We start from the raw sequence: 21,917 nt of genomic DNA on the forward strand, positions 1-21,917 counted from the left end.
AATCCTCCGTCCCGGATCCGCAGCGGCCGCGTCCAGACGCTGCGCAGGTGTCGGGGACGATCTGACCATGCAGTTCACAGGAGTGGCGTGGCTCCCTCGACGGGTACGGTCATGGGTCCCTCCTACCGCTTGAAGGTGACGTGGATCGTGCCGCTCTCGGCGACCTCGGTCGTCATTCGATGGGTGTGCTCGAGTCCGCGCAGGCCCGCCCACACGCGGTGGCCGCGATCGAGCACGATCGGCGCGATCGCGACGTGGACGTCGTCGACGAGGCCTGCGCGCACGAAGGCGCGGGCGGTGCTGATGCCGCCTCCGACGCGGACGTCGAGCCCTGCGGCGACCGCGGTCGCCTCGGCGAGCACGTCTTCGAGGGACTCGTTGCGGAAGCGGAACGTCGTACCTCCCTGCATCTCGATGTCGGGCCGCGGCGCCGTGCTGGTCAGCACGTAGACCGGGAAGCCGAACGGCGGCTCGTCGCCCCACCAGCCCTTCCAGCCGGGGTCGTCGGGGAACGAGTGCAGGCCGAACATGGCGGCGCCCATGATCTCCGCGCCCACGCCGTCGAAGAACGCCGCGGCGTAGGCGTCGTCGATGCCGGTGGTCCCGGCACCGCTGGTGTCTCCGAAGGCGCGCTCCTTCATGGTGCGGGTAGCGACGTAGGCAGCGGTGAGCGGTCCCCAGTCCTCTCCCATGGGGTTCTCCGCGCCGTCGCCGGCTGAGGTGTAGCCGTCGAGCGAGCTGAACAGGTCGATGCGGATCCGGGTCATGTCATGGGCCCTTCGGTGCGGAGCGGGTCAGGTGGATGCCGAGTCGGTCCGTCCCGGCGTCCACGCTGCCGGCGGTCAACCGACGTGCACTGCTGCGGGTCCGGCCGGCAAGTCGTAGGAGTAGCGCACGGCGTCGCCGTCGAGATTCGTCATGACGTGGTGCGCCAGTCGTGCTGTCGCGGGGGCCGAGGACAGGTTCTGGCACGCGTACAGCCGACTGGACCAGGCGTCGGGACGCTGGTGGCGAATGCGTATGGCAAGCAGCTCGCGAGGTCGCCAGCCTTGCCCCGGTCTTCGACTCGGTGGGGCGACCAGCTCGAGGGCGTCCCACTGTCCCATGCACAACTTCATCTGCAGGTCGAGGGCGGCGGACAGGAGACCGGGGGCCTCGTCGACGAGCAGCATCCGGTGGTGCAACCGGTACCGGTACGGCTGGCGTCGGCTGCGGGTCACGCCGGCGCGAGCAGCGGCGAGGTCGAGGTCGCGCGCGCAGGCACTGGGATCCTGGAGTCGGGCGGCACACAGACGTGCGGCGCTGGCCCAGTCACCGGCTGCGACATCCGCCAGGGCGTCCAGGGCGGGCGCGAGAAGTCGTGCCCCGGGATGCGTGATGGCGATGGCCATGTCAACCCTCCTCACCAGTTCCTGTGCCGGATGACGCTCCCGGAGCCGCGGACGGAACATCACGCGGTGAGCGCTCGCCAGCGGGTGTGCGCACCAGCCTTCGGCGCCCCTCCCCGGACGAGGCCGAATGTGGGCGCTTTTCCCGTGAACCGGTGATGCCTCACTGAGCTGCCCGTGGCGGATTCGCGGACAGGCGACGACAATGGTGGAGGGCGGCTCGGAGGGAGCCAGCGATGACAGACACACCAGAGGCACCCGGCTTGCCGCCGGTCGTACCGATGTCGCTCCCGGGGCGGATCCGGGCCTTGAGGGAGTTCCACACCGGGCCCGCCGTCGTCCGTGACCTGGCGGGGCCCGTCGTCCGGGTCCCCGTCGGTCCCCGGCGCGTCGTTCCGCCGTACGTCCTGGTCACCTCGCCGCGAGGCGCCCACGACGTGCTCGCGGGATCCAGCAACGACACCATGGACAAGCTGACGCAGGTGCACCTCGAGACGCGCCTGATGGGCGACAACGTCTTCAACCTGCCGTACGAGCCGTGGAAGCCACAGCGCCGGACGTTGCAGCCGCTCTTCACCAAGCAGCATGTCGCGACCTTCGCCGGTCACATGGCCGCGGCCGCCGACGAACGTGCGGCGACATGGGTCGACGGGGCTCTGATCGACATCGACAAGGACATGCGCGGCCTCACGTTGCGGGTTCTGGGGCGATCCATGTTCGGCGTGGACCTCGACGAGCACGCGTCGGATCTCGGCCCGAGCATCCAGCAGGTGCTGAACTACGCCACCGGGCGGGGACTGCGACCCGTACGCGCTCCCAGATCGCTGCCGACCCCCGAGCGGCGCCGGTTCCGTCGAGCCCTGGCCGAGATCCACGCCGTGATCGAGGAGGCGATCGCCGGTCACCAGGCCGATCCCGCCCGTGACTGCGAGCTGGTCCGGCTGCTGCTGGCGGCGCGGGACCCCGACACCGGCCGGCCCCTGACCCACGACGAGGTGGTCAGCGACCTCGCGGTGTTCCTCATCGCCGGCCACGACACGACCTCGACGACGCTCACCTACGCGCTGTGGGCACTGGGTCACCACCCCGATCTCCAGGACCGGGTTGCCGAGGAAGCGGGCGACCTCGGCGACCGGCCACTGACCGTCAGTGACGTCCCCGCGCTCCCGTTCACCGTGCAGGTCGTCCACGAGGCACTCCGACTGTGCCCACCAGCTGCTGCGATCGCCCGGCTCGCGACCAGCGACACGGTGGTGGACGGGTTCCGGATCGAACGGGGAACCAACGTGCTCGTCGGCGTGTACGCGCTGCACCGAGACCCAGCCCTGTGGGACGCCCCGGAGACCTTCGACCCCGAGCGATTCAGCGCCGAGCGGTCGCGGGGCCGCGACCGCTGGCAGTTCCTGCCCTTCGGCGCGGGCGCCCGCTCATGCATCGGTGACCACTACGCCATGCTGGAAGCCACGCTCGGCCTCGCCAGCCTCGTACGACCCTGCCGGGTCACCTCGCTCGACCCGGACTTTCCGCTGGCCCTTCCGTTCACGATGACCGCCGGCGGGCCGATCCTGGCGCGCGTCGAGTCGCGAGCAGTCCCTATCCCTTGACCCTCCCGGTCTCGTACGCCCACATCGCGACCTCGACACGGTTGCGGGCGCCGAGCTTGTTCATCAACGCGCCGATGTGCGTCTTCACCGTGCTCAGGCTGATGTGCAGCTCGTCGGCGATCTCGGCGTTGGTGCGGCCGCGGGCGACGGTGAGGAGCACTTCCTCCTCGCGTTCGGTGAGGGGTTCGATCGGCTGGCGAGGCGGGGAGGCCGGCTCCAGGCCGGCCAGCGTGGTGAGCAGGCGGCGGGTGATGTCGGGGGAGATGAGCGCGTCGCCGTTCGCGGCTGCCTGGATCGCCTGGACCAGCAGCTCGGGCCCGGCGTCCTTGAGGAGGAAGCCTCGGGCGCCGGCCTTGAGGGCGCCGTGGACGTACTCGTCGAGGTCGAAGGTCGTGATGACCACGATGGCCAGGGGGTCCTCGACGCCGGGGCCGGCGAGCTGTCGGGTGGCCTCGACGCCGTCGATGCCGGGCATCCGGATGTCGAAGAGGCAGACGTCGGGACGCAGCTCGCGTGCCACGGCCACCGCCTCGAGACCGTCCGTCGCCTCGCCGACGACCTCGATCCCGGGCTGTGCGTCCAGGATCATGGTGAGGCCCGTGCGGACCAGGAGCTGGTCGTCGGCGACCACCACCCGGATGGTCATCGCGGCATCTCCCGCGGGAGGGTCGCCTCGACGGTCCAGCCGCCGACCGCGTCCGGCCCGGCCTGACAGGCGCCGCCGAGCAGCTTGGCTCGTTCTGCCATGCCGAGCAGGCCGTAGCCCACGGTGGTCGCGGGGCGGGCTGCTTCTCCGTCGTCGTGCACACGCAACCGTACGACGTCGACGTCGCCGGTGACCTCCACGCTGACCGCCGTGGCGTTCAGCGAGTGCCGGATCGCGTTGGTGACCGACTCCTGGCAGATCCGGTAGACCGCGACGTCCACCGGTTGCGGCAGGCCAGCGAGGTCGCCGCCGCGGTGCACCTGCACCAGGGGGCTCATCCGGTTCAGCTCGTCCAGGTCGCCGATGCCCCGCTGCGGCCCATACTCGACTGGCTCCGCGTCGGCCGCCTCCCCGTCGCGGAGCACCCGGACCATCGTGCGCATCTCGTACAAGGTCCGCGACGCCTCGGCCTCGATCACTGCCAGCGCCTCGACCGCCGAAGCCGGGTGGGTGGCTGCCACCGCCCGCCCCGCCTGGGCCTGGATCGCGATGGCCGACACGTGGTGCGCGACGGTGTCGTGCAGCTCGCGGGCGAGCTCACCGCGCTCGAGCGTCCGGACCTGCTGCACCTCGCGCTGGCGCGCAACCGCGCGGTAGCGCATCGCGGCCCCGAGGGCGAACGCCGCGACCAGCACGGTGGCACCACCGACCACGTCCTCGAGGGACTCGCTGGTCGCGAAGTCCAGGCCGGCCGGTACGGCGACGATCGCCGTACCGACCAGCGCCTCGGGGCCCGAGGCCCAGCGGTACAAGGCGTACGGCAACAGGAGGACGGCGACCATGGAGTAGAGCCCCGCATCGGCGACGTCGTCGAGGATCATCGGGATGTGCAGCACCATCGCGCCGCCGAAGCCGACCGCGGTCGCCAGGAGTGGATGAGTACGCCGCCAGAGCAGGACCGGGAAGACCAGGAGCGCGACCACGGTGGCCAGGGGCCGCGCCGGCACGTCGGTACGGAAGATCGCCTCGCCCGCGGCCGTGACCAGCAAGGCGCCGACCAGGGCCCAGTCCCACCACGCTCGCGCCGGCGGGTCCGGGGCGCGTGGCTCGGCAAGGATCGAGCGGATGAAGGCGGCGAACACCTCTCCAGCGTAGAGAGCGGTGACGCTCGTCGTACGGGGCACAAGCATGAGCCGCTTCTCGTCCTTTCGGCCGAGGAGCCACACTCCTGTCGAGCCGCGCGTGACTACTTGACCTCGGAGCGGCGCAGGCAGAGCAGCCCGACGACGAGGGGGACCACGATCCAGATCATCGTGGTCGAGCCGAGCATCGCCCACTCCTCACCGCTGTCCATGGCGCCCTCGAGGAGCGCCACCTGGGTCTCGTTCCAGTCGATCCACGGCTGGAGGTCCGCGAACCAGGGCCGCACCTGGGCCAGGAGGACGAGGACTCCCGGCATGACCAGCGAGACGACGAAGTAGCCCACGATCGCGGCCGCCGAGCTGCGCATCACGACACCGAGGGTGAAGCCGATGGCCATGCCGATGAGGTTGAAGAGCACCATCTGGGGCGCCATGGACAACGAGATGTCCCACACGGCGTCGACGCCGGCGAGTGCGGAGCCGGCCACGTTGGCGACGGCGCCCACGGCGAAGGCGACGGCCACGGAGCCGAGGCCCACCACGAGGGTCGCGGCTGCCTTGGCGCCGATCACGCGTCCGCGGCTCGGCACCAGCGTGAACGTCGTGAGCCCACTGCGCTGGCTCCACTCACTGGTGACGGCCAGGATCGCGATCATCGGCAGGATCACCGACAACGGGAACCCGCTCGCCCTCGTGAAGCTCTCGTAGGTGACGTCGCTGTCGGGAGCGAAGACGATGACCGACCCGGCTGCGATGGGCGTCAGGACGCCGATGCTGACGAGCATCCAGAATCCGGAGCGGGTGGTGAACATCTTGCGCAGCTCGACCGTGACGAGTCGGGTGAGGGGGATCGGCGGGGCGGTCCGACGGGCTGCGGTGGTGGCCGGGGGGACGATCGTGGCGGTCATGCCGCAACTCCTTCCCGTTGGGTGTCGGCCGTGAGGGACAGGAACATGTCTTCGAGGCCGGCGCTCTCGGCGGACCGGAGCTCGGTGAGGGCGATACCGGCGGTCAGGGCCACCGCCCCGACCCGAGCGGGATCGGCGTCCGTGCGGACCGAGCCGTCGCCGGCGAGCGTGCTGGGGATCCCGGCCTGCTCGAGGGCGTGCGCGAGGTCGCGCGGTGACGGCGACCGGACGAGCGTCCCCGCTGCGGCCAGCAGCTCGTCCTTGCTGCCGGACGCGACGATCGTGCCGTTGCCGATCACGACCAGGTCGTCGGCGATGACCTCGATCTCGTGCAGCAGGTGCGAGGACAGCAGGACGGTGCCGCCCTGGCCGGCGAAGCCCGTCAGCAGGTCGCGCATCCAGCGGATCCCGGCAGGGTCGAGGCCGTTGGCCGGCTCGTCGAGGATCAGCACCCTCGGGTCCCCGAGCAGGGCGGTGCCGATGCCGAGCCGCTGACGCATGCCGAGGGAGTAGTTGCGGACGCGTCGCTTCGCCTCGGAGGGCGTCAGGCTGACGAGCTCGAGCATCTCGTCGACGCGCCTGCGGGGCAGACCCATGGTGTCGGCAGCGATCGTCAGGATCTCGCGTCCGGTGCGACCGGCGTGCTGGGCGGAGGCGTCGAGGAGGACGCCGACCTCCAGGCCGGGATTGGGGAGGTCGGCGAACCGTTGTCCGTTGATGGTCGCGGTGCCGGACGTCGGGACGGTCAGGCGGACCATCACGCGCATCGTGGTGGACTTGCCGGCACCGTTCGGACCGAGGAAACCGGTCACGCGGCCGGGGTGGGCGGTGAAGGAGACGTTGTCGACGGCGGTGAAGCCGGCGTACGTCCGGGTCAGTGACTCAACTGTGATCATGGCTCAACCTTGGTGGCGCCGCGGCGTGCGCACATCGGTGTGGTGGCCAGCCTCGACCTGGCCGAAAGCACGGCACCGGAGACCCGTTCGGCCGATCCCCGCGGTGGGTCAGACGACCACGGCGTCCTGGTGGGTCGGTGACTCCGACTGCTCCGTCATCGGCGCTCACTCCGCTGTCGGCGGCTGCCACCGTGCCAGTCCTCCTGCTTGCCGACAGTGCCGGGCTCCACGCCGAACCCGACCAGCTGCGGCCTCTCGCGCAGGCTCCGCTTGAGCTCGGCGAAGCCGGGGAAGCGGGCCAGCCCGACCACGTGGTCCCACAGCTCCCCGGCCTGTTCGCGCTCTGGGAGCCGGCTGATCACGGGGCCGAAGAACGCCACCCCGTCCGGCGGCTCGAAGTGGATGATCGGCGTGCCGACGTCCTTGCCGGTCAACGCAAGAGCCTCGTCGCCGTCCGCGCGGATCGCGTGGTCCCAGGACGTGTCGTCGAGGGCGTCGGCAAGATCGATGGGCAGGTCCACCTCGCGGAGGATGGGCTCGAGGAACTCCCGCGTGCCGTGCCGGTGGCGGCTGGTCGCCTCGTCCGTGGTCTCGGCGGGCGGGGTGTCGAAGATGTGTGCTCCGAGGGCGGCCTGCAGGGAGTCCACGGCCCCGGGACCGTGCTCCTGACGCGCCCGGGCGACCGCGCGCAACAGGCGTAGGCCGGCAGTGTGACCGGCTTCGTACTCGGGCGGGAAGTGGGCGTCGTAGTCGATGTGCTCGTTGATCAGACGCAGCGAGATGAATCGCCATTCCACGGACAGGCCGCGCTCGGCCTGCACCATCCGGACCCACTTGCTCGTCAGCCAGCAGAAGGGGCACACCGGATCGAAGTAGAAGCGGACGTCAGCTGCCATGGCTCGAGACTAGGACCCTGACCCGCACGTGGCGTCTAGATCTTCAGGCGGGTGACCGTCTTGCTGATGTGCTCGCCGTCCTTCTCGAGGAACACGATCTCGCCGAACTCCAGGCAGGACCAGCCGTCGGTGTCTTCTGTCAGCTCCTCGGAGGCGAAGATGGCGGCCGTCGCGTCCTCCTCGCTGCACGTCTCGAAGCTGTAGGACGTCTCGTCGTGCTCGAAGTTGCGACCCAACATCATGTACATCGGCTCCAGGAGCATCGAGAGGGCGAAGTCGTCCGTGCCCGGCTCGGACTCCCGCAGCTGCTTCCAGTCGCCCACCGGCTCGGTCTCGCCGCGGTGTCCGAGTCCGGCGTTGACCCCGACGATCCGGTTGGGCGACACCAGGGCCATCTTCAGCTTGGTCAGGGCGGGGAGGTCGAGGTCCTTCATCGCCTGCGCGATGAGCCGGACCATCTCCTCGATCGCACGCTGCACGTCCTCGTCGCTGTCGCTCTCGAGCAGGGAGAGCAGGAGCACGTAGAGGAACTCCGTGTCGGTCGTGCCCCGCATCTGCTTCAGGTACCTGTCCTCGCAGTGCTGCAGCAGCTCCCTCTGCAGGAGCATCCAGTTCGGCAGGTCGCCGTTCTGGGCGAGGATCCAGGGTGTCTCGTCGAAGGCGAACGGGTGACAGTTCTCGTCGACCATGACGACCTTCGAGTCGTAGCTCGCGGCTCGTACGTGGCCGAGCACCGTGCTCGCCTGGAGGCTCGGGATCATGCGGTTGGCGTTGTCGTCGTAGAACGCGGCCATGGGCCGGCGATAGATGAAGGGATCCTCCGGCTTCAGCAGGTGCTCGCTCCACGCGCCGAAGCCCCAGCCTGCCAGGTGGAGGTCCGGGTAGCGCTCAGGGGCGAGGGCCTGGTTGACCAGGCTGTTCGACGGCGTGAGCAGCAGGCCCTCGAGAGGAGTCTCCGGCCCGATGTAGGCGAGCACTCGGCACATGGGTTTCCTCCAGGGTCAGGTGTGTGGCGATCGGCGGCCACGAGCGTCGCCACCCTATGGGCAGGGGCCATGGGCGAGCCGAGGCCGTCGTGTCCGAGGACCCCGGTACCGTCCGGGGGTGGCCAGCCGTCGTCGTTCCAGCCCTGGTCGAGGAGGCACGTCCTCGCGCAGGAGCGGCACGCGGCAGCAGCAGAGGCCGTTGCCGGCCGTCGGGCCGGGGGAGCGGCTGTGGGTGCTCGACGTCCCGTACGGGACGCAGGTCGACGGCGCCACCTGGCACCCTGCCGTCAAGACCCACCTCTACGTCGGACGCGCGCTGCCCGCGCACCTCGCGCCGTACGCGCCGGGGCCCTGCACGCTCGGTCGGTTCATCGAGAACACCCTCAATCCCGACCACCCGACGCGGAGCCCCGACCCGACCGACGAGCTCGAGCCCCGGAGGATCCAGTTCGAGGCAGCCGATGCGATCGCGGCGCGCGCCGCGGCGGGCGGACGGCAGTTCCTGCTCGCCGACGAGCCCGGGGTGGGCAAGACGATCTCGGCGGTGCTCGGGGCGACGGCGGTGGGCGACCTCCGCGGTGCGCGACGGGTGCTCGTCGTGGCCGACCGGCCCGCCGCGATCACGATCGGCCACTGGTGCCGCACGATCACGGCGCTGGGGCATGGCGGCCTGGAGTGGGTCGTGATCACGTGGGACCGGCTGGAGAAGGTCAAGGACCACACCTGGGACGTGATCATCGCGGACGAGGCCCACGCCCTGCGGCGTACGACGACGAAGCGGTGGAAGCTCTGGGCGCGGATCTCGGGACACGGGCGGCCGCACGACCAGGCGCCGTTCGTCATCGCGACGACCGCGACGCCCGGACACACGCCGCTCGAGCTGCCCTACCTCGCTCCGGCGTACGCGCAGGTGCTGGGCGAGCCGATGAAGGAGTGGACCTCGGCGACCCGACCCGGGGAGGCCTTCGCCACCGCGCTCGAGCGCCACGGCGTCGGGGTCGAGCGGGGACGCTACGGCGCGTCGTGGACCACCGACCCGGCGCGGCGCTCTGCGGACCTCAAGCTCGTACGCAGCTGGCTCGACGAGGAGCGGCCCGCGGCGATGCTGCACCGAGCTGCGCCGTGGGGGCCGGTGCCGATCTCCGGGATGCCCGTGTCGCTCACGCCGGCGGAGAGAACGGCGTACGAGGCCGAGTGGGGAGAGTTCTGTCGTGAGATGGACATCGCCCGGCGCGGCCGCAACGTCGCAAAGGGCCGGGCCGCGCTCCTGCGCTTCCGGCAGAAGGCAGGGCTCATCCGGGTCGACTCGACGGTCGCCTGGATCGCCCAGCAGGTCGAGGCGGAGCGACAGGTGGCGTGCTCGGTCGAGTTCGTCGCGACCGCCGCCGACCCGATCGCCGACCGGCTGCGTGACTCGGGCATCGAGGTCGCCACGATCTACGGCCGCGACCGGTTCGACCCGGAGGCCGAGCGGCTCCGGTTCCAGACCGGGGAGGCGAAGGTGTGCGTCTTCACCACGGTCGCGTCGATCAGCCTGCACGCCGGCGAGACGCTCGCCGACGGCCGTCGTGCGAGCACGGAGCCGCGGGTCGGCGTCTTCCACCAGGCCCGCTTCTCGGGCATCGCCGGACGGCAGGTGACCGGTCGCACCCACCGCGACCACCAGGTCTCGCCGTGGCACATCGCCTACGCCGAGGGCACCGTCGAGGAGCAGGTCGGCAAGGTGATGGTGGAGCGGATCGCCGCGGCCTCCGACACGGTCGGCGGCGACACCACCGGCCTCGCCGACCTCGCCCAGCTCCTCGGAGCCGACTGGCTGCCGGTCACGAGCATGACCGAGGACGGCGCCTGACCGGGCTCGCTCCCGTACGGGACTTCGACTGCTTGGAGAAACCCCTCAGCTGGTAGGCGTCGCTTCACCGCGCTGGGGACGTCCTTCGTCCGTCGATCCAGCCCGCGCATCGGCCTCGACCTGAGCGATCAGCCACGCGGCAACGCCCGCTGTCACAGCGCCGATGCAGGCGATCCCGACCACCATCAGGGCAACGGCCACGAGACGTCCGGTCGTCGTGACAGGGAAGTGGTCGCCGTAGCCGACGGTTGTGACCGTGGTTGCGGACCACCACAGCGCGTCGCCGAAGGATCTGATGTTGGCGCCGGACGCATCTTGCTCGGCGTCCAGTACGGCGATCGCGCCGAGGCCGAGTGCAGTGACCGCAACTCCCGCGACGTATGCCGAAACCCTGCCTACGAGGGAGCTGGCTGCGGATCGGTTGAGCACTCGCGCGAAGGCGAGCAGGCGGAGCAGCCGGAGCGGACGCAGCATCGGGAGCACGATCAACGCCACGTCGTACCAGTGCGACACGGCGTAGCTGCGTCGATCCGGCGCCAGGTAGAGGCGGGCCGTGAAGTCGATGATGAACGCCGCCCACACCGTCCAGCTCGAGACCTCGAGCATGGTGCGCAGACTGGGATCGAGTCTCGGGTCGAGCACAGGCCACGCGTAGGCGATCAGGAAGGCGAGGGCCAGCAACAGGAGCGGGACTTCCGCGCGCTTCTCCCAACGCTCGAGCGATGTCATGCCCGAACCCTAGGAGGTGATCAGTACATGTCCTGGAGCAAGCGTGCGAACGCTGCCTCAGTGATGACGGGTACGCCGTAGCTGCGCGCCTTGGCCGCCTTTCCGCTCTGCGAATCCGGGTCGGCGGCAACCAGCACCTTCGTCTTCTTGGTGATGCCACCGCACCTGAGGCCAGCTTGCTGGACCAGGTCCTCGAGCTGTCCTCGGGGCACTGACAGCTCACCGGTGAAGACCACCTGGTCGCCGACCTCCAAGGTGAAGCCGCCGCGCTCGGCGTAGTGGCCCGCAAGCTTCTCAGCGCGTTGGAGGGCGATGCGCACGAGCGCTCCGGGGAGACCGAGCATGCTCGCCACGTTCGACAGGTCGCTGAGCTCGGCATCCGTCACCACGCCGTCCTCCCAGGCCGCGATCGCCATGGCATCGAGGAACGTGGCGTGGATGGCGGCGATCTGGTCGCGCTGGAGTCCGAGACCCCTGGCCACCTGGATAAGGGCTTCCTCCTCGTGGGCAGACAGGTAGCAGTCGAGCATGGCCTTCTCCAGCACGTCGAGGTAGGCCTCGACCGCCGGATCGGGATTGCGCGGAAGCTGCGAGCTGATCCGCTCGAGCCACGCGTCCGGGCGGCGAGCGGCGCCTGCGCGTTGCCTGGTGGGCGCAGCCGGTGTGACATCAGAGGTCGGCCACCAATGGCGGCGCGTCAGCCGGTTGGTGTGGTCCCACGGGACCGGGCGACCGCTTTGCGTCAGGTAGTAGCGCAGCAGACCCGCTACAGCCCGCGCGTCGCCAATTGCCGTGTGCTGGTCGCCATGCGGGATGCGGGCTGCCTGACAGCAGTCCTTCAGCTTCCGCGACGCTCCGCGCAGGTAGGACGTCGAGAGCTGCATGGTGCACAGCGATGGAGTGGGTGGCCGCGTGCCCAGACCGGAGCGCTCGAACTCGTAGTCGAGGAAGTGAGCGTCGAAGCGCGCGTTGTGTGCCACAAGCGTGCGACCGCTGAGGCGCGCGATGACGTGGTGGGCGACGTCCTGAAAGGTGGGTGCGTCGAGGACGTCGCGAGCGGTGATGCCGTGGATGTCCGTCGGACCCACGTCTCGTCCCGGGTTGATGAGAGTGCACCACTCATCGGTCACCTCGCCGTCGTCCGTGACCGAGACGATGCCGATCTCGATGATGCGGTCGTGCTTCTGCGGAAAGAGTCCCGTGGTCTCCACGTCGACCACCGTGTAACCGGTCACCAAGCCCCCTAGGTCCATGTCACTTCGGCTCGGACGATACGACTCGCGGACGCTGCGTGTCGGGGGATCGAGGAAACGATGAACGCGGATGTCGCGCCCTCACCCCAGCAGCGCCAGGTCCCTCCGGACGTACCGCAGGTGCGCCCACTCCTCCTCCAGGATCACGCGCACGCAGTCACCGACGGTGGGCTTCCAGTCGAAGCCCCACGGGTCGTCGCGCTCCTCGGCGAGCACCTCGGGCGTCACGGTGGCGAGGAAGTCGGTCACCATCTGCTGACGCTCGGCGCGGACCGCGAGCACCTCCTCGTACGCCGGCGGGTCGGCGCGGAAGACCGAGGTGTCGAAGCCCATCTCGGCGGCGCCGGTGAAGATCTGGCCGATCTCGTGGAACGGCTGCTCGATCCGCAGGATGCCGCCGCGGAGCCAGGTGTCGGTCGCCAGGACGAGGTGCCGCAGGGTCTGGGCCAGCGACCACTCGTCCTCGACGTGGGCATCGACCAGCTCGGGGGGCGTGTCGGCCACGGTCGAGGCCCATGCCGCCTGCACCGCAACCCAGCCCTCGCGCAGGCCCTCGGGCGTCTGCGCCTTCTGCAGCTCCCGGCCGGGGAACCGCCGGTTGAGCTCGGCGTCCACGAGCGGCACCACGTCGACACCGTTGATGAACAGGCTGCCCATGAACAGGTCGTGGCTGTCGATGTCGAGGCCGTCGACGTCGACGCCGCGCATCGTCACCCCGCTCACGTCGGAGTGGCGCAGGGTGGCCCCCTTGAAGCTCGTCCTGACGAAGGTCGCGCCCTCGAAGTCACCCGTCCCGGAGTCGTCGGTCATGGCTCCATGATGGCCGGTTCCGGGGACGGCGCGACAGGTTCGCGGGAGCCCGTTCGGGCACCGCGTCCACCAGCTGCGGCAGCAGCCACGGCGCGATCCAGCCCTGGACGCCCGACGGCGTGAGGTGCAGTCCGTCGGATCGCACCTGGTAGCCGCCGACGTCCCAGGTGAAGCGGCCGCCGGGGGAGACCCGCTCGCCGAGCTCGACGACCCGTACGTGCGGGTGGTCTCGCGCGACGTCGCGCAGCAGCTCGTTCCACGCAGTCACGCGCGGCGGCTCGTCCTCGGGGTAGAGGCTGCCGTCGAGCTGCTCCCAGCGCCGGTTGTAGGGCTCGGTGGCGAGCAGGACGTGGGCGCCGCCCGCTCCGGCGATGCGGATCGCCAGCTCGAGCTCGGAGCGCAGGTGCGCGTCGAACGCCGGCTCGCCGACGTGCGTCCACCGCCCGTCGAGCATGCGGTCCATCGTCTCCCACCGCCCGGCCAGGACGAGCGCGACGTCCGGGTCGTCGCGGGCGACGGCGGCCTGCCAGATCCGGGGCCAGTCGCGGCACGCCGGCATCAGGCCCGCGTGCACCTCCCCGGCGTAGCGGAACGGTGCCGTCCGGCTGATGCCGCACCCCATGAGCGTGCGGTCGCGCACGTCGAGCTCGGGGTGTGCCGGCAGGTAGGTGACCAGCGTCCAGGCGACCGAGTCACCGAACACGTCGACGACGACGGGTTGCCCGGGCCGTCGGTGGTGGAGCCGCGGCGCAGGCTGCTGGCGCTTCGTCTGCGGGCCCTTCGCCCGGGGGCGCACCCGCTCCTCTGCGCGGTCCCCGGTGGCGCTGTCGCCGGCCAGGAACCGGTCCACCGCGTCGGACACCGACGACTCCTCGGCCACCGCAGGCGACGGGGGCACAGCCGTCATCGCCACCACCGCGGCTGCTCCGGTCGCCACCGCGATCCCCGCTCCCGTCGCAGCGAACGCCGGGCGGCGTGGACGTACGCGCAGCTGGACGGGCCGTTCGACGAGCACGTACGAGACGGTCGCGATGCCGACGGTCAGGAGACACCGGACGGTGAACAGGGTCAGGCCCTCGAGCCCGGTCCGGTCGGCGTTGGCGGCGATGAACACCGGCCAGTGCCAGAGGTAGACGCCGTAGGAGATCCGTCCCAGCTGCGGCAGGGGAGGCAGCGACAGCACCCGGGCCGACCACCCCGTCGGCACGAGCGCGACGTGCGCGATCACTGCGACCACAGCGAGGGCCGTCGCGGCCATCCCGCCGTGGTAGAGCACCTCGTCCGTGCCGGACAGGTGGGTCGCGGCCCACGCGAAGTCCGCAGCCCCCACGGCCGCCAGCGCACCCAGGCCGGTCCGCCGCCACCGGGCACGTACGGGCTCGGGGCGCCGGAGCGCCAGCAGGGCCGCGAGCGCGGCCCCGACCAGGATCGCCGCGCCGCGGGTGTCGGTCCCGTAGTAGGCCCGTCCCGGGTCCGCTGCCGAGTACGTCGTGGCCAGCGCAGCGGTGGACGCGGCGGCCCCGACGCAGCAGACCACGACGAGTGCCCACAGCCGGTTCCGCGCCGTCGTACGCCCCGAAGGCCGGCGGAACAGCACGAGCGCCAGCACGAGCGGCCACACCAGGTAGAACTGCTCCTCGATGCCCAGCGACCACGTGTGCTCCAGCGGGGACGGGGCGGCGGTGTCGGAGAAGTAGTCGCCGCCGCGGAAGACCATCCGCCAGTTGGCGACGTAGAGCAGGGCGGCGATGCCGTCGCCGCGCAGCAGCCGGACCTCCTCCGGGGGCAGCAGCGCCCGCGCCCCGACCGCCACGGCCGTGACCACCAGGAGCAGCGCCGGCAGCAGCCGCCGTGCGCGTCGGCCCCAGAAGGCGGCCAGGTCGATCCTGCCCCCGTTGCGCGTCCACTCGGCCAGCAGCAGCGCGGTGATCAGGTAGCCGGACAGCACGAAGAACGCGTCCACGCCGAGGAAGCCGCCGCTCGCCCACGACAGCCCGCCGTGGAAGGCGAGCACGCCCACCACGGCCACGGCCCGGATGCCGTCCAGCGCAGGGACGCGGCCCACTGCGGACTGTCGTCTGCGGTGCAGTCGTGCGTGGGACATGACCACCCTCCCGGAGGCCGTGCGTCAGCGTCTCCACACAGTGGCGTCGCGGACCCGGCTGTGTCATGGGTCACGAGTCCCGACGGGCCCGGGACATCGCAGCCCTGCCACCTGCCCGGTTTGCCTCGACCGCGCGTCCGCGACATGGTGGAGGGGACACATTCGCCACACGGATTGGAGAGCCCATGCTCGCTCTCACCGAGAACGTGACCGAGATCGTCAAGAAGCTCGCCGAGGAGGTGCCGGAGATCTCGGCACTCCGCATCGCGACCGAGGTCGACGGGGAGTCCCTCTCCGTCAGCCCCGCCGACCACGGCGAGGCCGACGACCAGGTGATCCAGCAGGACGGCGCGACGGTCTACGTCGACGCCCCGGCCTCGGAGTTCCTGGCCGACAAGGTGCTGGACGGAGGCGTGGACGAGGAAGGCAACATCCAGTTCGCGCTCGGCCAGCAGGCCTGATCAACCGTTCCACCAACGGCGACGAGCCCCGGACCCCCAGCGGGGTCCGGGGCTCCGCTCATGTCCGGCGCGGGTCGTCGAGCACGTCGCGCCATGAGTGCTGCGGCTCGAAGCCGACCAGGTCGCGCGCCTTGTCGATGGCGTAGAACGTCTCGTCGCGCCCCATCTCACGACGCACCTCGACCCCGTCGTAGAACCGGTGGATGACCTCGTCTGTCGTCGCGGCCACGGACATGTCGGCGTTGGCGACGTTGAAGACCTCGTAGCCCAGGCCGTCGGTCTCGAGGCAGCGCTGCACCATCCGGCCCAGGTCGCGCACGTCGATGTAGGCGAAGATGTTGCGCCGCCGCAGGCCTGCGTCCTCGAGGAAGTCGGGGAACATCTCGGCGTACTCGTGCGGCTCGATCACGTTGTTGATCCGCAGGCCGTAGACGTCCGCGCCCGTGCGCGCCTGGAACGAGCGCGCGGTCACCTCGTTGGCCACCTTCGACATCGCGTACGAGTCCTCGGGGACCGTCGGGTGCTCCTCGTCGACCGGGACGTAGAGCGGACGCCGCTCGCCCTGGGCGAAGCAGACGCCGTACGTCGTCTCGGACGAGGCGAAGACGACCTTGCGGATGCCGAGGCGGGTCGCCGCCTCGAGGACGTTGTAGGTGCTGAGGACGTTGGTGGCGTAGGTCGTCGAGTCGGCCGTACGCAGGATGGCGGGCACTGCGGCGAAGTGCACGACGGCGTCGTACGACGGCTTCTCGGGGAGGTCGAGCTCGTCGAAGGTCGCCAGCCCGGCGAGCGCGGAGTAGACCTCGCCCGCGTCGGTCAGGTCGACCGCCAGGTCGTGGACGTCCGGGTGGTCGAGCGGGACGAGGTCGGCGTTGGTGACCTGGTGGCCCTGCTCGGCGAGGTACGGGGCGACGTGGCGTCCGGCCTTGCCGCTGCCGCCCGTGAAGAAGATGCGCATGGGTTCCTTCCTACTCCGGCGGTGCAAGGGCGGTGCCGCCCGGTCGGGCCCGGGACTGACGCCGCGCCAGCTCGAGGCCCGCGATCCATCCCGGAGCGCGGCCACCCGTGGGCGGGCGGATCGCACCCATGTCGTGCCCTGCGCGTGCCAGCGCCCACGCGACCACGGAGTTGGAGTTCCACATCTCACCGGCGCCCAGCTCGTCACGTCCCCAGACCAGTGGTGGCACCTGCTCGAGGACCGCGAGCACGCTCGTGACCCGCGCCGGGTCCTCGGTCGTGCGCACGGGACTGGCGATCGCCTCGGCGACGTCGGGGATCCGGCCACCGGCCCAGCAGCGCACCTCGTAGCGGAACGGGCGGAGCCGACCGAGACCGGACGACCCGACGGGACCTTCGCACAGGACGCCGCGCTCGTCGTCGGCGACGTTCCACACCGGTCCCATCTCGACCGCGTAGGTGACCTCGTCGGCCCGGATCATCAGGGCGGAGTGGTAGAGGTCGGAGGAGGCACGGTGCCCGCGCCACGCCGAGAACCGCTCGTAGACGCGGCCGTTGGTCCGTACGAACCACCCGCCGGCGCCCAGCGGCAACCAGTACAGGTCGACCCACGCGTCCATCGCCTCCACCTCCACGACCCGAGGCCTACCGCAGCCGGTCAGCGCGCCACCGACACGTTCTCGCAGCCGATCAGCGTGTCGAGGGGGTCCAGCCCACCCGCGCCGTCGATGCGGTAGTAGATGACCCGGTCGTACCCGCCGCCGCAGTCGATGAGGTCCGGCACGCCGTCGTCGATGGTCTTCACCCGGTCGTCGCCCGTTCCGCCGACGACCCGGTCGCGTCCTCCGGTGACGCCGAAGAAGTCGTCACCGGACGCGCCGCGCAGCAGGTCGTCCCCGGGCTCGTCGGAGAGCTCGGTGATGATGCCGTCCGTCAGGGAGTCGTCGCCGACGCCGCCACGGAGCCGGTCGTCACCCGGGCCACCGGAGAGCCCGTCGCCGCTGAGGCCGCCGACGAGCCGGTCGTCGGCGATGTCACCGAAGAGCATGTCCTGGCCGTCTCCACCTCTGAGCACGTCACGACCGGCGCCTCCGATGGCCACGTCGCCCCGGGGCCCGCCGCGAAGGGTGTCCGCCCCGGCGCCCCCGTACAGCCGGTCCGCCCCGTCCCGCCCGCGGACGACGTCGTCGCCGCCGCGGGCGCGGACGACGTCGGCTCCCGCCGTGCCGACCAGGGTGTCGGCGCCCGGGGTGCCGACGATGACCGCGGCGGCCACCGGTGGGGCGGCCAGGGACAGTGCGAGAGCCAGGCTCGCGGTGATGGTGCGTCGCACGGGGTCACCCTTCGTCGGAGGTGTCTCCATGCTGGGTCCGGCGCTGGTCCCCCGGTAGGGGCGGAAGTCCCGACGCTGCGTTCTCCTCCGCCCGCCGCAGCAGCACCGTGCGCTCGCCCTCGTTGCGAGTCAGCGACGCGGCCTCGGCGAAGGCCGCCGCGGCCTCGTCATGGCGACCCGCACGCTCGAGCAGGTCGCCGCGCACGCTCGGCACGAGCGGCAAACCAGCCAGCGCGTCCGCGTCGACGCCCGCGAGCACGGCGAGGCCCGCGTCGGCGCCGTACGCCCGCCCGTGGGCGACCGCCCGGTTCACCTCGACGACGGGGCCGGGCGCGGCCTGTGCCAGCACGTCGTAGAGCGCGGCGATCCGTGGCCAGTCGGTGTCCTCGGCGCGCGCGGCGACGGCGTGCTCCGCGGCGATGGAGGCCTGGAGGAAGTAGGTCCCGACCGGTCGTCCGGTGGCAGCCAGGCGCGACGCGGCCCGCAGGACGGCGAGCCCGCGCCGGACCATCAGCGGGTCCCACTGCGTACGGTCCTGGGCCTCGAGCAGCACGGGGGTGCCGTCGGGGGAGAGGCGGGCGGCCGTGCGCGAGCCCTGCAGCTCCAGCAGCGCCTGCAGCCCGAGCACCTCGGGCTCCTCGGGCGCGAGGTCGGCCACCATGCGTGCCAGCCGGGTCGCCTCGGCCGTGAGGTCGGGGCGCATCCAGTCCGCACCGGCGGTGGCGGTGTAGCCCTCGTTGAAGATCAGGTAGATCACGGCCATCACGTCGTCGAGGCGCGCGGCCCGCTCCGCGCCACTGGGCAGCTCGAAGTCGGCGCGGACCGACGCGAGCGTCTTCTTGGCCCGCGAGATGCGCTGACCCATGGTGGTCTCGCTGGTGAGGAAGCCGCGGGCGATCTCGGCGGTGGTGAGCCCGCCGACCAGGCGCAGCGTGAGCGCGGCGCGTGACTCTGGCGTGAGGGCGGGGTGGCAGGTCAGGAACACCAGCCGCAGGACGTCGTCCTCGATGTGGTCGACCTGGTCGTCGAGGTCGGGCACCTGCGCCTCCTCCCTGCCGTCGCGATCGAGGGCGTGCTCGAGCTCGGCGACCTTGCGACGCAGGGTGTCGGCGCGCCTGAAGTGGTCGACACCGCGGCGCTTCGCCGTCGTCATCAGCCAGGCGGACGGGTTGTCCGGGATCCCGGTCACCGGCCACTGCTCGAGTGCGGCGACCAGCGCGTCCTGCGCGAGATCCTCGGCGAGGTCGACGTCGCGCGTCATCCGGGTGAGGGCGCCGACGAGGCGGGCCGACTCGGCCCGCCACGCGGCGATCACGGCCCCCGAGGGGTCGTCTGTCGTGGTCCCTGCCGGCACGTGGCCAGCGTAGTGAGGACGGTTGGGACCAGCCTCAGTCGCCGGGCGCCTCGGAGATCTGGCGCAGCGTGGCCACGACAGTGGCCTCGGGCCAGTGCTCGGCGTGCAGCTCGGCGAACTTCTGCTGGTCGGCCACGGCCTCCTCGACGGTGGCGTACTCCAGCAGGGACCAGCCGCCGACGACCTCCTTGGCCTCGGCGTACGGCCCGTCGACACGGCTGACCGCGCCCTTGCGCACGACGAAGTTCACGGCGTCCTCGGTGCCGTAGAGGCCGCCGCCGTCGAGGAAGGTGCCGTTGGCGGCGCGCTCGCCGATGTAGACGTCCATCGCGTCGAACAGCGACTGGGGCGGCATCCCGATGTTCTCTTCCATCCTGACGAATCCCATGAAACGCGGCATTGTGATCGCTCCTCCTGTGGGGCGGTGGGTGTGTTCTCGCACGTACGTCGAACGGGTCCGACGCGTCTCGACATCGGTGTCCGAAGTTTTTCGGATGCGCCTGCCGTCTTGCCACCCCCACGCACGATGGAAGCCATGAAGCCCCTCGCTCCCGCGCTCGTCGGGCTGGTCGCCGTGCTCACCACCGCGTGCTCGGGGGACACCGCGGCCTCCGGCTCCCTCGGTCCCGCGACGGCGGAGAGCGACGACGGCTGGCCCTTCGAGGTGGAGGAGGTGGACCGGTTCGACGACCCGTGGGCGATGGCGTTCGTGCCCGGCACCGGCGACCTGCTGGTCACCGAGCGCACCGGCACGCTGCACCTGCGCGACGCCGACAGCGGCGAGCGGGTAGAGGTCGGCGGCGTGCCGGAGGTGGTCGTCGCCGGGCAGGGCGGGTTGGGTGACGTCCTGCCCGCCCCGACGTACGCCGACGACGGGCTCGTCTACCTGAGCTGGGTGGAGGAGGGTGACGGTGGGACCGGCGCCGTCGTCGGTCGCGCGGAGCTCGAGACGGGCGACCGGCCTCGGCTGGTCGACCTCGAGGTCGTCTGGCGGCAGACGCCGAAGGTCGACGGCGACGGACACTTCAGCCACCGCCTCGCCTTCTCGCCCGACGGGCAGCACCTCTTCGTCTCCTCCGGCGACCGGCAGCTCCAGGACCCGGCGCAGGACACGACCAACACCCTCGGCACGATCGTGCGGCTGACCCCCGACGGCGACCCGGCACCCGGCAACCCGCTGGCCGACGAGGGCGGCGCGACCGCGGAGATCTGGAGCTGGGGCCACCGCAACCCGCTCGGCCTGGAGCTCGCCCCCGACGGCACCCTGTGGTCCTCGGAGATGGGACCCGAGGGCGGCGACGAGCTCAACCTCGTCGAGGCCGGGTCCAACTACGGCTGGCCCGAGGTCTCGGACGGCAGCGACTACGGCGGCGGCGAGATCCCGGACCACGCCGAGGGTGATGGCTACGCCGCGCCCGCCCGCTCGTGGACCCCGAGCATCTCGCCGGGCAGCCTGATGGTCTACGGCGGCAACCTGTTCGCGGACTGGCAGGGCGACGCGTTCCTCGGCGCGCTGTCGGGCGAGGCGCTCGTACGCGTCGACCTCGACGGCGAGACCGCAGGCGACGCGGAGGTCTTCGACACCGGCGAGCGCATCCGCGCCGTCGAGGAGGGTCCCGACGGCGCGATCTGGCTGCTGGAGGACGCGGGCGCCGGGCGGCTGCTCCGGCTGACCCCGGCGGAGTAGTCCCGCGTCACGCCCTGCGCGGGCGTCGCGCGTCGACGGGCAGGCCGAACTCGGTGCGAACACCCGGGCTGAAGCCGACGTGGTCGGGTGCCCGAGAGGCCAGGTCGGGCAGCCCGACGGACGCCATCAGACCGTCGTCGAGGGCGAGGACCTCGGCGTCGTGGATGGGCCAGGCCTCGTGCCGGTTGGGGACGTACAGCGTGCGTCCCCACCAACGCGAGTGGAGGCCCCACCGCGCGCTGAGGAAGTGGTCGAGCTCGGTCGGCTCGCGCGCCGCACCCGCGCGTACGACGACGTGGCTCGCGGGTCGTGCGCCTCGCCGGCCCACGGGTCGTCGCAGGCGCGCGTCGTACGTGTGCACGTCACCGTCGCGACGGTAGCGCATCCGAGCCCAGCGGTAGGGGACGCCGAACGCGGCCCGCGCCCCGAGCACGACCGCGGCCCGGTCGGTGTCGAGGCTGAGGAACACGATGCCGCGCCGGCCCGTCGCGTCGACGGAGTAGAGGCGCACGTTGGTCTCGAGGAACGTCCCGAGCCACGGCACCGCCGGCCCGCGGCCCAGGGCGGCGTCGACCATCCGGAAGGGGATCAGGCCGACGTAGGTCCGGCCGTCGAGGGTGTCGGGCCGGACGCCCGACGGCATCAGGTGCGCCACAGTGGCCGGGTCCACGGCCCAGTGCAGGAAGGTCAGGTCGCGCCAGAGCTGGCTCATCACGATGGTCCGCGACATGGACGGAGCGACCGATGAGACGGGCTCGGCGGCGGCTGCGTCCACGCGTCCACCCTAGGCACGCGTCCAAGGCCGGCAGTCTCCGTACGGGCTGTCCACAGCCCCCGCGACCACGGTTTGGCCGTGCCCGGCACGGGGCACCTGACCGCCATGGCGCACCACCGCGCCGACGGGGGCAGGA

General features: G+C 71.4%; 22 protein-coding genes. 4 read left to right on the plus strand and 18 right to left on the minus strand.

The features are described 5' to 3' along the window. Nucleotides 1-122 precede the first annotated feature (122 nt). Complete coding sequence (locus tag AC57BS_RS18525; RefSeq protein WP_496412924.1) at nt 123-767, minus strand: dihydrofolate reductase family protein; 645 nt, start codon at nt 765-767, stop codon at nt 123-125. Nucleotides 768-842: 75 nt separating this feature from the next. After that, nucleotides 843-1,391 carry a hypothetical protein gene (locus AC57BS_RS18530; RefSeq protein ID WP_496412925.1) on the minus strand — a complete coding sequence of 183 codons (549 nt, stop codon included), beginning with the start codon at nt 1,389-1,391 and terminating at the stop codon, nt 843-845. Between the two features lie 233 nt (nt 1,392-1,624). Between AC57BS_RS18530 and AC57BS_RS18535 the strand changes: the two genes are divergently transcribed. Continuing rightward, nucleotides 1,625-2,992, plus strand: a complete 1,368-nt coding sequence (locus tag AC57BS_RS18535; protein ID WP_496412926.1) for a cytochrome P450 — start codon at nt 1,625-1,627, stop codon at nt 2,990-2,992. Here AC57BS_RS18535 and AC57BS_RS18540 read toward each other — a convergent pair. From AC57BS_RS18540 to AC57BS_RS18565, 6 genes are all read right to left on the minus strand, one after another. Next, nucleotides 2,982-3,638, minus strand: a complete 657-nt coding sequence (locus tag AC57BS_RS18540) for a response regulator (RefSeq protein WP_496412927.1) — start codon at nt 3,636-3,638, stop codon at nt 2,982-2,984. The two genes, AC57BS_RS18535 and AC57BS_RS18540, sit on opposite strands and share 11 nt — an antisense overlap. Then, the gene (locus AC57BS_RS18545) at nt 3,635-4,828 is read right to left on the minus strand and encodes a sensor histidine kinase (RefSeq protein ID WP_496412928.1); all 1,194 of its coding nucleotides are present in this window, start codon (nt 4,826-4,828) and stop codon (nt 3,635-3,637) included. The genes AC57BS_RS18540 and AC57BS_RS18545 overlap by 4 nt, the downstream gene beginning before the upstream one ends. 56 nt (nt 4,829-4,884) lie before the next feature. Continuing rightward, entirely contained in the window at nt 4,885-5,688 is an 804-nt protein-coding gene (locus tag AC57BS_RS18550; RefSeq protein ID WP_496412929.1) for an ABC-2 transporter permease, read from the minus strand. After that, complete coding sequence (locus AC57BS_RS18555; RefSeq protein WP_496412930.1) at nt 5,685-6,584, minus strand: ABC transporter ATP-binding protein; 900 nt, start codon at nt 6,582-6,584, stop codon at nt 5,685-5,687. The genes AC57BS_RS18550 and AC57BS_RS18555 overlap by 4 nt, the downstream gene beginning before the upstream one ends. Nucleotides 6,585-6,739: 155 nt before the next feature. Next, entirely contained in the window at nt 6,740-7,480 is a 741-nt protein-coding gene (locus AC57BS_RS18560) for a mycothiol-dependent nitroreductase Rv2466c family protein (protein WP_496412931.1), read from the minus strand. 35 nt (nt 7,481-7,515) lie between these two features. After that, nucleotides 7,516-8,466, minus strand: a complete 951-nt coding sequence (locus AC57BS_RS18565; RefSeq protein ID WP_496412932.1) for a class II glutamine amidotransferase — start codon at nt 8,464-8,466, stop codon at nt 7,516-7,518. 199 nt (nt 8,467-8,665) lie between these two features. On the opposite strand from AC57BS_RS18565, the gene AC57BS_RS18570 reads away from it, so the two are divergent. Continuing rightward, the gene (locus AC57BS_RS18570; protein ID WP_496412933.1) at nt 8,666-10,318 is read left to right on the plus strand and encodes a DEAD/DEAH box helicase; all 1,653 of its coding nucleotides are present in this window, start codon (nt 8,666-8,668) and stop codon (nt 10,316-10,318) included. A 45-nt stretch (nt 10,319-10,363) separates the two neighbouring features. On the opposite strand, the gene AC57BS_RS18575 is transcribed toward AC57BS_RS18570, so the two are convergent. The 4 genes from AC57BS_RS18575 to AC57BS_RS18590 form a co-directional block, all read right to left on the minus strand. Next, nucleotides 10,364-11,047 carry a potassium channel family protein gene (locus tag AC57BS_RS18575; RefSeq protein WP_496412934.1) on the minus strand — a complete coding sequence of 228 codons (684 nt, stop codon included), beginning with the start codon at nt 11,045-11,047 and terminating at the stop codon, nt 10,364-10,366. Nucleotides 11,048-11,067: 20 nt separating this feature from the next. Beyond that, a complete protein-coding gene (locus tag AC57BS_RS18580; RefSeq protein WP_496412935.1) occupies nt 11,068-12,282 on the minus strand; it encodes an exonuclease domain-containing protein in 1,215 nt (404 codons plus the stop codon). Between the two features lie 99 nt (nt 12,283-12,381). Next, nucleotides 12,382-13,110, minus strand: a complete 729-nt coding sequence (locus tag AC57BS_RS18585) for a DinB family protein (RefSeq protein ID WP_496412936.1) — start codon at nt 13,108-13,110, stop codon at nt 12,382-12,384. Then, the gene (locus tag AC57BS_RS18590) at nt 13,085-15,214 is read right to left on the minus strand and encodes an acyltransferase family protein (protein ID WP_496412937.1); all 2,130 of its coding nucleotides are present in this window, start codon (nt 15,212-15,214) and stop codon (nt 13,085-13,087) included. Before AC57BS_RS18590 ends, AC57BS_RS18585 begins: the two co-directional genes overlap by 26 nt. Before the next feature lie 185 nt (nt 15,215-15,399). On the opposite strand from AC57BS_RS18590, the gene AC57BS_RS18595 reads away from it, so the two are divergent. Next, nucleotides 15,400-15,675, plus strand: coding sequence for a Fe-S cluster assembly protein HesB (locus tag AC57BS_RS18595; protein WP_496412938.1), 276 nt, complete (start codon nt 15,400-15,402; stop codon nt 15,673-15,675). A gap of 58 nt (nt 15,676-15,733) precedes the next feature. Here the strand turns inward: AC57BS_RS18595 and AC57BS_RS18600 are convergent, their stop codons facing one another. Genes AC57BS_RS18600 through AC57BS_RS18620 form a run of 5 tightly spaced genes read right to left on the minus strand, consistent with a single transcriptional unit; the run spans nt 15,734 to nt 19,692 of the window. Beyond that, entirely contained in the window at nt 15,734-16,633 is a 900-nt protein-coding gene (locus AC57BS_RS18600; RefSeq protein ID WP_496412939.1) for an NAD-dependent epimerase/dehydratase family protein, read from the minus strand. Between the two features lie 10 nt (nt 16,634-16,643). Then, on the minus strand, nt 16,644-17,252 hold the full coding sequence (locus tag AC57BS_RS18605; RefSeq protein ID WP_496412940.1) for a hypothetical protein: 609 nt from the start codon (nt 17,250-17,252) through the stop codon (nt 16,644-16,646). 38 nt (nt 17,253-17,290) lie between these two features. Beyond that, nucleotides 17,291-17,965, minus strand: a complete 675-nt coding sequence (locus tag AC57BS_RS18610; protein WP_496412941.1) for a calcium-binding protein — start codon at nt 17,963-17,965, stop codon at nt 17,291-17,293. Between the two features lie 4 nt (nt 17,966-17,969). After that, entirely contained in the window at nt 17,970-19,319 is a 1,350-nt protein-coding gene (locus AC57BS_RS18615; RefSeq protein WP_496412942.1) for an RNA polymerase sigma factor, read from the minus strand. A gap of 34 nt (nt 19,320-19,353) precedes the next feature. Beyond that, nucleotides 19,354-19,692: a YciI family protein gene (locus tag AC57BS_RS18620; RefSeq protein WP_496412943.1), complete on the minus strand. Its 339-nt coding sequence runs from the start codon at nt 19,690-19,692 to the stop codon at nt 19,354-19,356. 162 nt (nt 19,693-19,854) lie between these two features. Between AC57BS_RS18620 and AC57BS_RS18625 the strand changes: the two genes are divergently transcribed. Beyond that, entirely contained in the window at nt 19,855-21,006 is a 1,152-nt protein-coding gene (locus tag AC57BS_RS18625) for a PQQ-dependent sugar dehydrogenase (RefSeq protein ID WP_496412944.1), read from the plus strand. Nucleotides 21,007-21,013: 7 nt separating this feature from the next. Here the strand turns inward: AC57BS_RS18625 and AC57BS_RS18630 are convergent, their stop codons facing one another. Continuing rightward, nucleotides 21,014-21,781: a YqjF family protein gene (locus tag AC57BS_RS18630; RefSeq protein WP_496412945.1), complete on the minus strand. Its 768-nt coding sequence runs from the start codon at nt 21,779-21,781 to the stop codon at nt 21,014-21,016. Between the last annotated feature and the right edge of the window lie 136 nt (nt 21,782-21,917).

The organism is Nocardioides sp. BGA-UO-ETr-FS32, assembly GCF_059567905.1.

Bases quoted from the DNA above. Each gene is read 5' to 3' on its own strand.
- AC57BS_RS18530 (WP_496412925.1), bottom strand. From the start codon at position 1,391: ATGGCCATCGCCATCACGCATCCCGGGGCACGACTTCTCGCGCCCGCC.
- AC57BS_RS18545 (WP_496412928.1), bottom strand. From the start codon at position 4,828: ATGCTTGTGCCCCGTACGACGAGCGTCACCGCTCTCTACGCTGGAGAG.
- AC57BS_RS18565 (WP_496412932.1), bottom strand. From the start codon at position 8,466: ATGTGCCGAGTGCTCGCCTACATCGGGCCGGAGACTCCTCTCGAGGGC.
- AC57BS_RS18540 (WP_496412927.1), bottom strand. From the start codon at position 3,638: ATGACCATCCGGGTGGTGGTCGCCGACGACCAGCTCCTGGTCCGCACG.
- AC57BS_RS18590 (WP_496412937.1), bottom strand. From the start codon at position 15,214: ATGTCCCACGCACGACTGCACCGCAGACGACAGTCCGCAGTGGGCCGC.
- AC57BS_RS18535 (WP_496412926.1), top strand. From the start codon at position 1,625: ATGACAGACACACCAGAGGCACCCGGCTTGCCGCCGGTCGTACCGATG.
- AC57BS_RS18625 (WP_496412944.1), top strand. From the start codon at position 19,855: ATGAAGCCCCTCGCTCCCGCGCTCGTCGGGCTGGTCGCCGTGCTCACC.
- AC57BS_RS18560 (WP_496412931.1), bottom strand. From the start codon at position 7,480: ATGGCAGCTGACGTCCGCTTCTACTTCGATCCGGTGTGCCCCTTCTGC.
- AC57BS_RS18620 (WP_496412943.1), bottom strand. From the start codon at position 19,692: ATGGAAGAGAACATCGGGATGCCGCCCCAGTCGCTGTTCGACGCGATG.
- AC57BS_RS18525 (WP_496412924.1), bottom strand. From the start codon at position 767: ATGACCCGGATCCGCATCGACCTGTTCAGCTCGCTCGACGGCTACACC.
- AC57BS_RS18605 (WP_496412940.1), bottom strand. From the start codon at position 17,252: ATGGACGCGTGGGTCGACCTGTACTGGTTGCCGCTGGGCGCCGGCGGG.
- AC57BS_RS18575 (WP_496412934.1), bottom strand. From the start codon at position 11,047: ATGACATCGCTCGAGCGTTGGGAGAAGCGCGCGGAAGTCCCGCTCCTG.
- AC57BS_RS18550 (WP_496412929.1), bottom strand. From the start codon at position 5,688: ATGACCGCCACGATCGTCCCCCCGGCCACCACCGCAGCCCGTCGGACC.
- AC57BS_RS18585 (WP_496412936.1), bottom strand. From the start codon at position 13,110: ATGACCGACGACTCCGGGACGGGTGACTTCGAGGGCGCGACCTTCGTC.
- AC57BS_RS18555 (WP_496412930.1), bottom strand. From the start codon at position 6,584: ATGATCACAGTTGAGTCACTGACCCGGACGTACGCCGGCTTCACCGCC.
- AC57BS_RS18595 (WP_496412938.1), top strand. From the start codon at position 15,400: ATGCTCGCTCTCACCGAGAACGTGACCGAGATCGTCAAGAAGCTCGCC.
- AC57BS_RS18600 (WP_496412939.1), bottom strand. From the start codon at position 16,633: ATGCGCATCTTCTTCACGGGCGGCAGCGGCAAGGCCGGACGCCACGTC.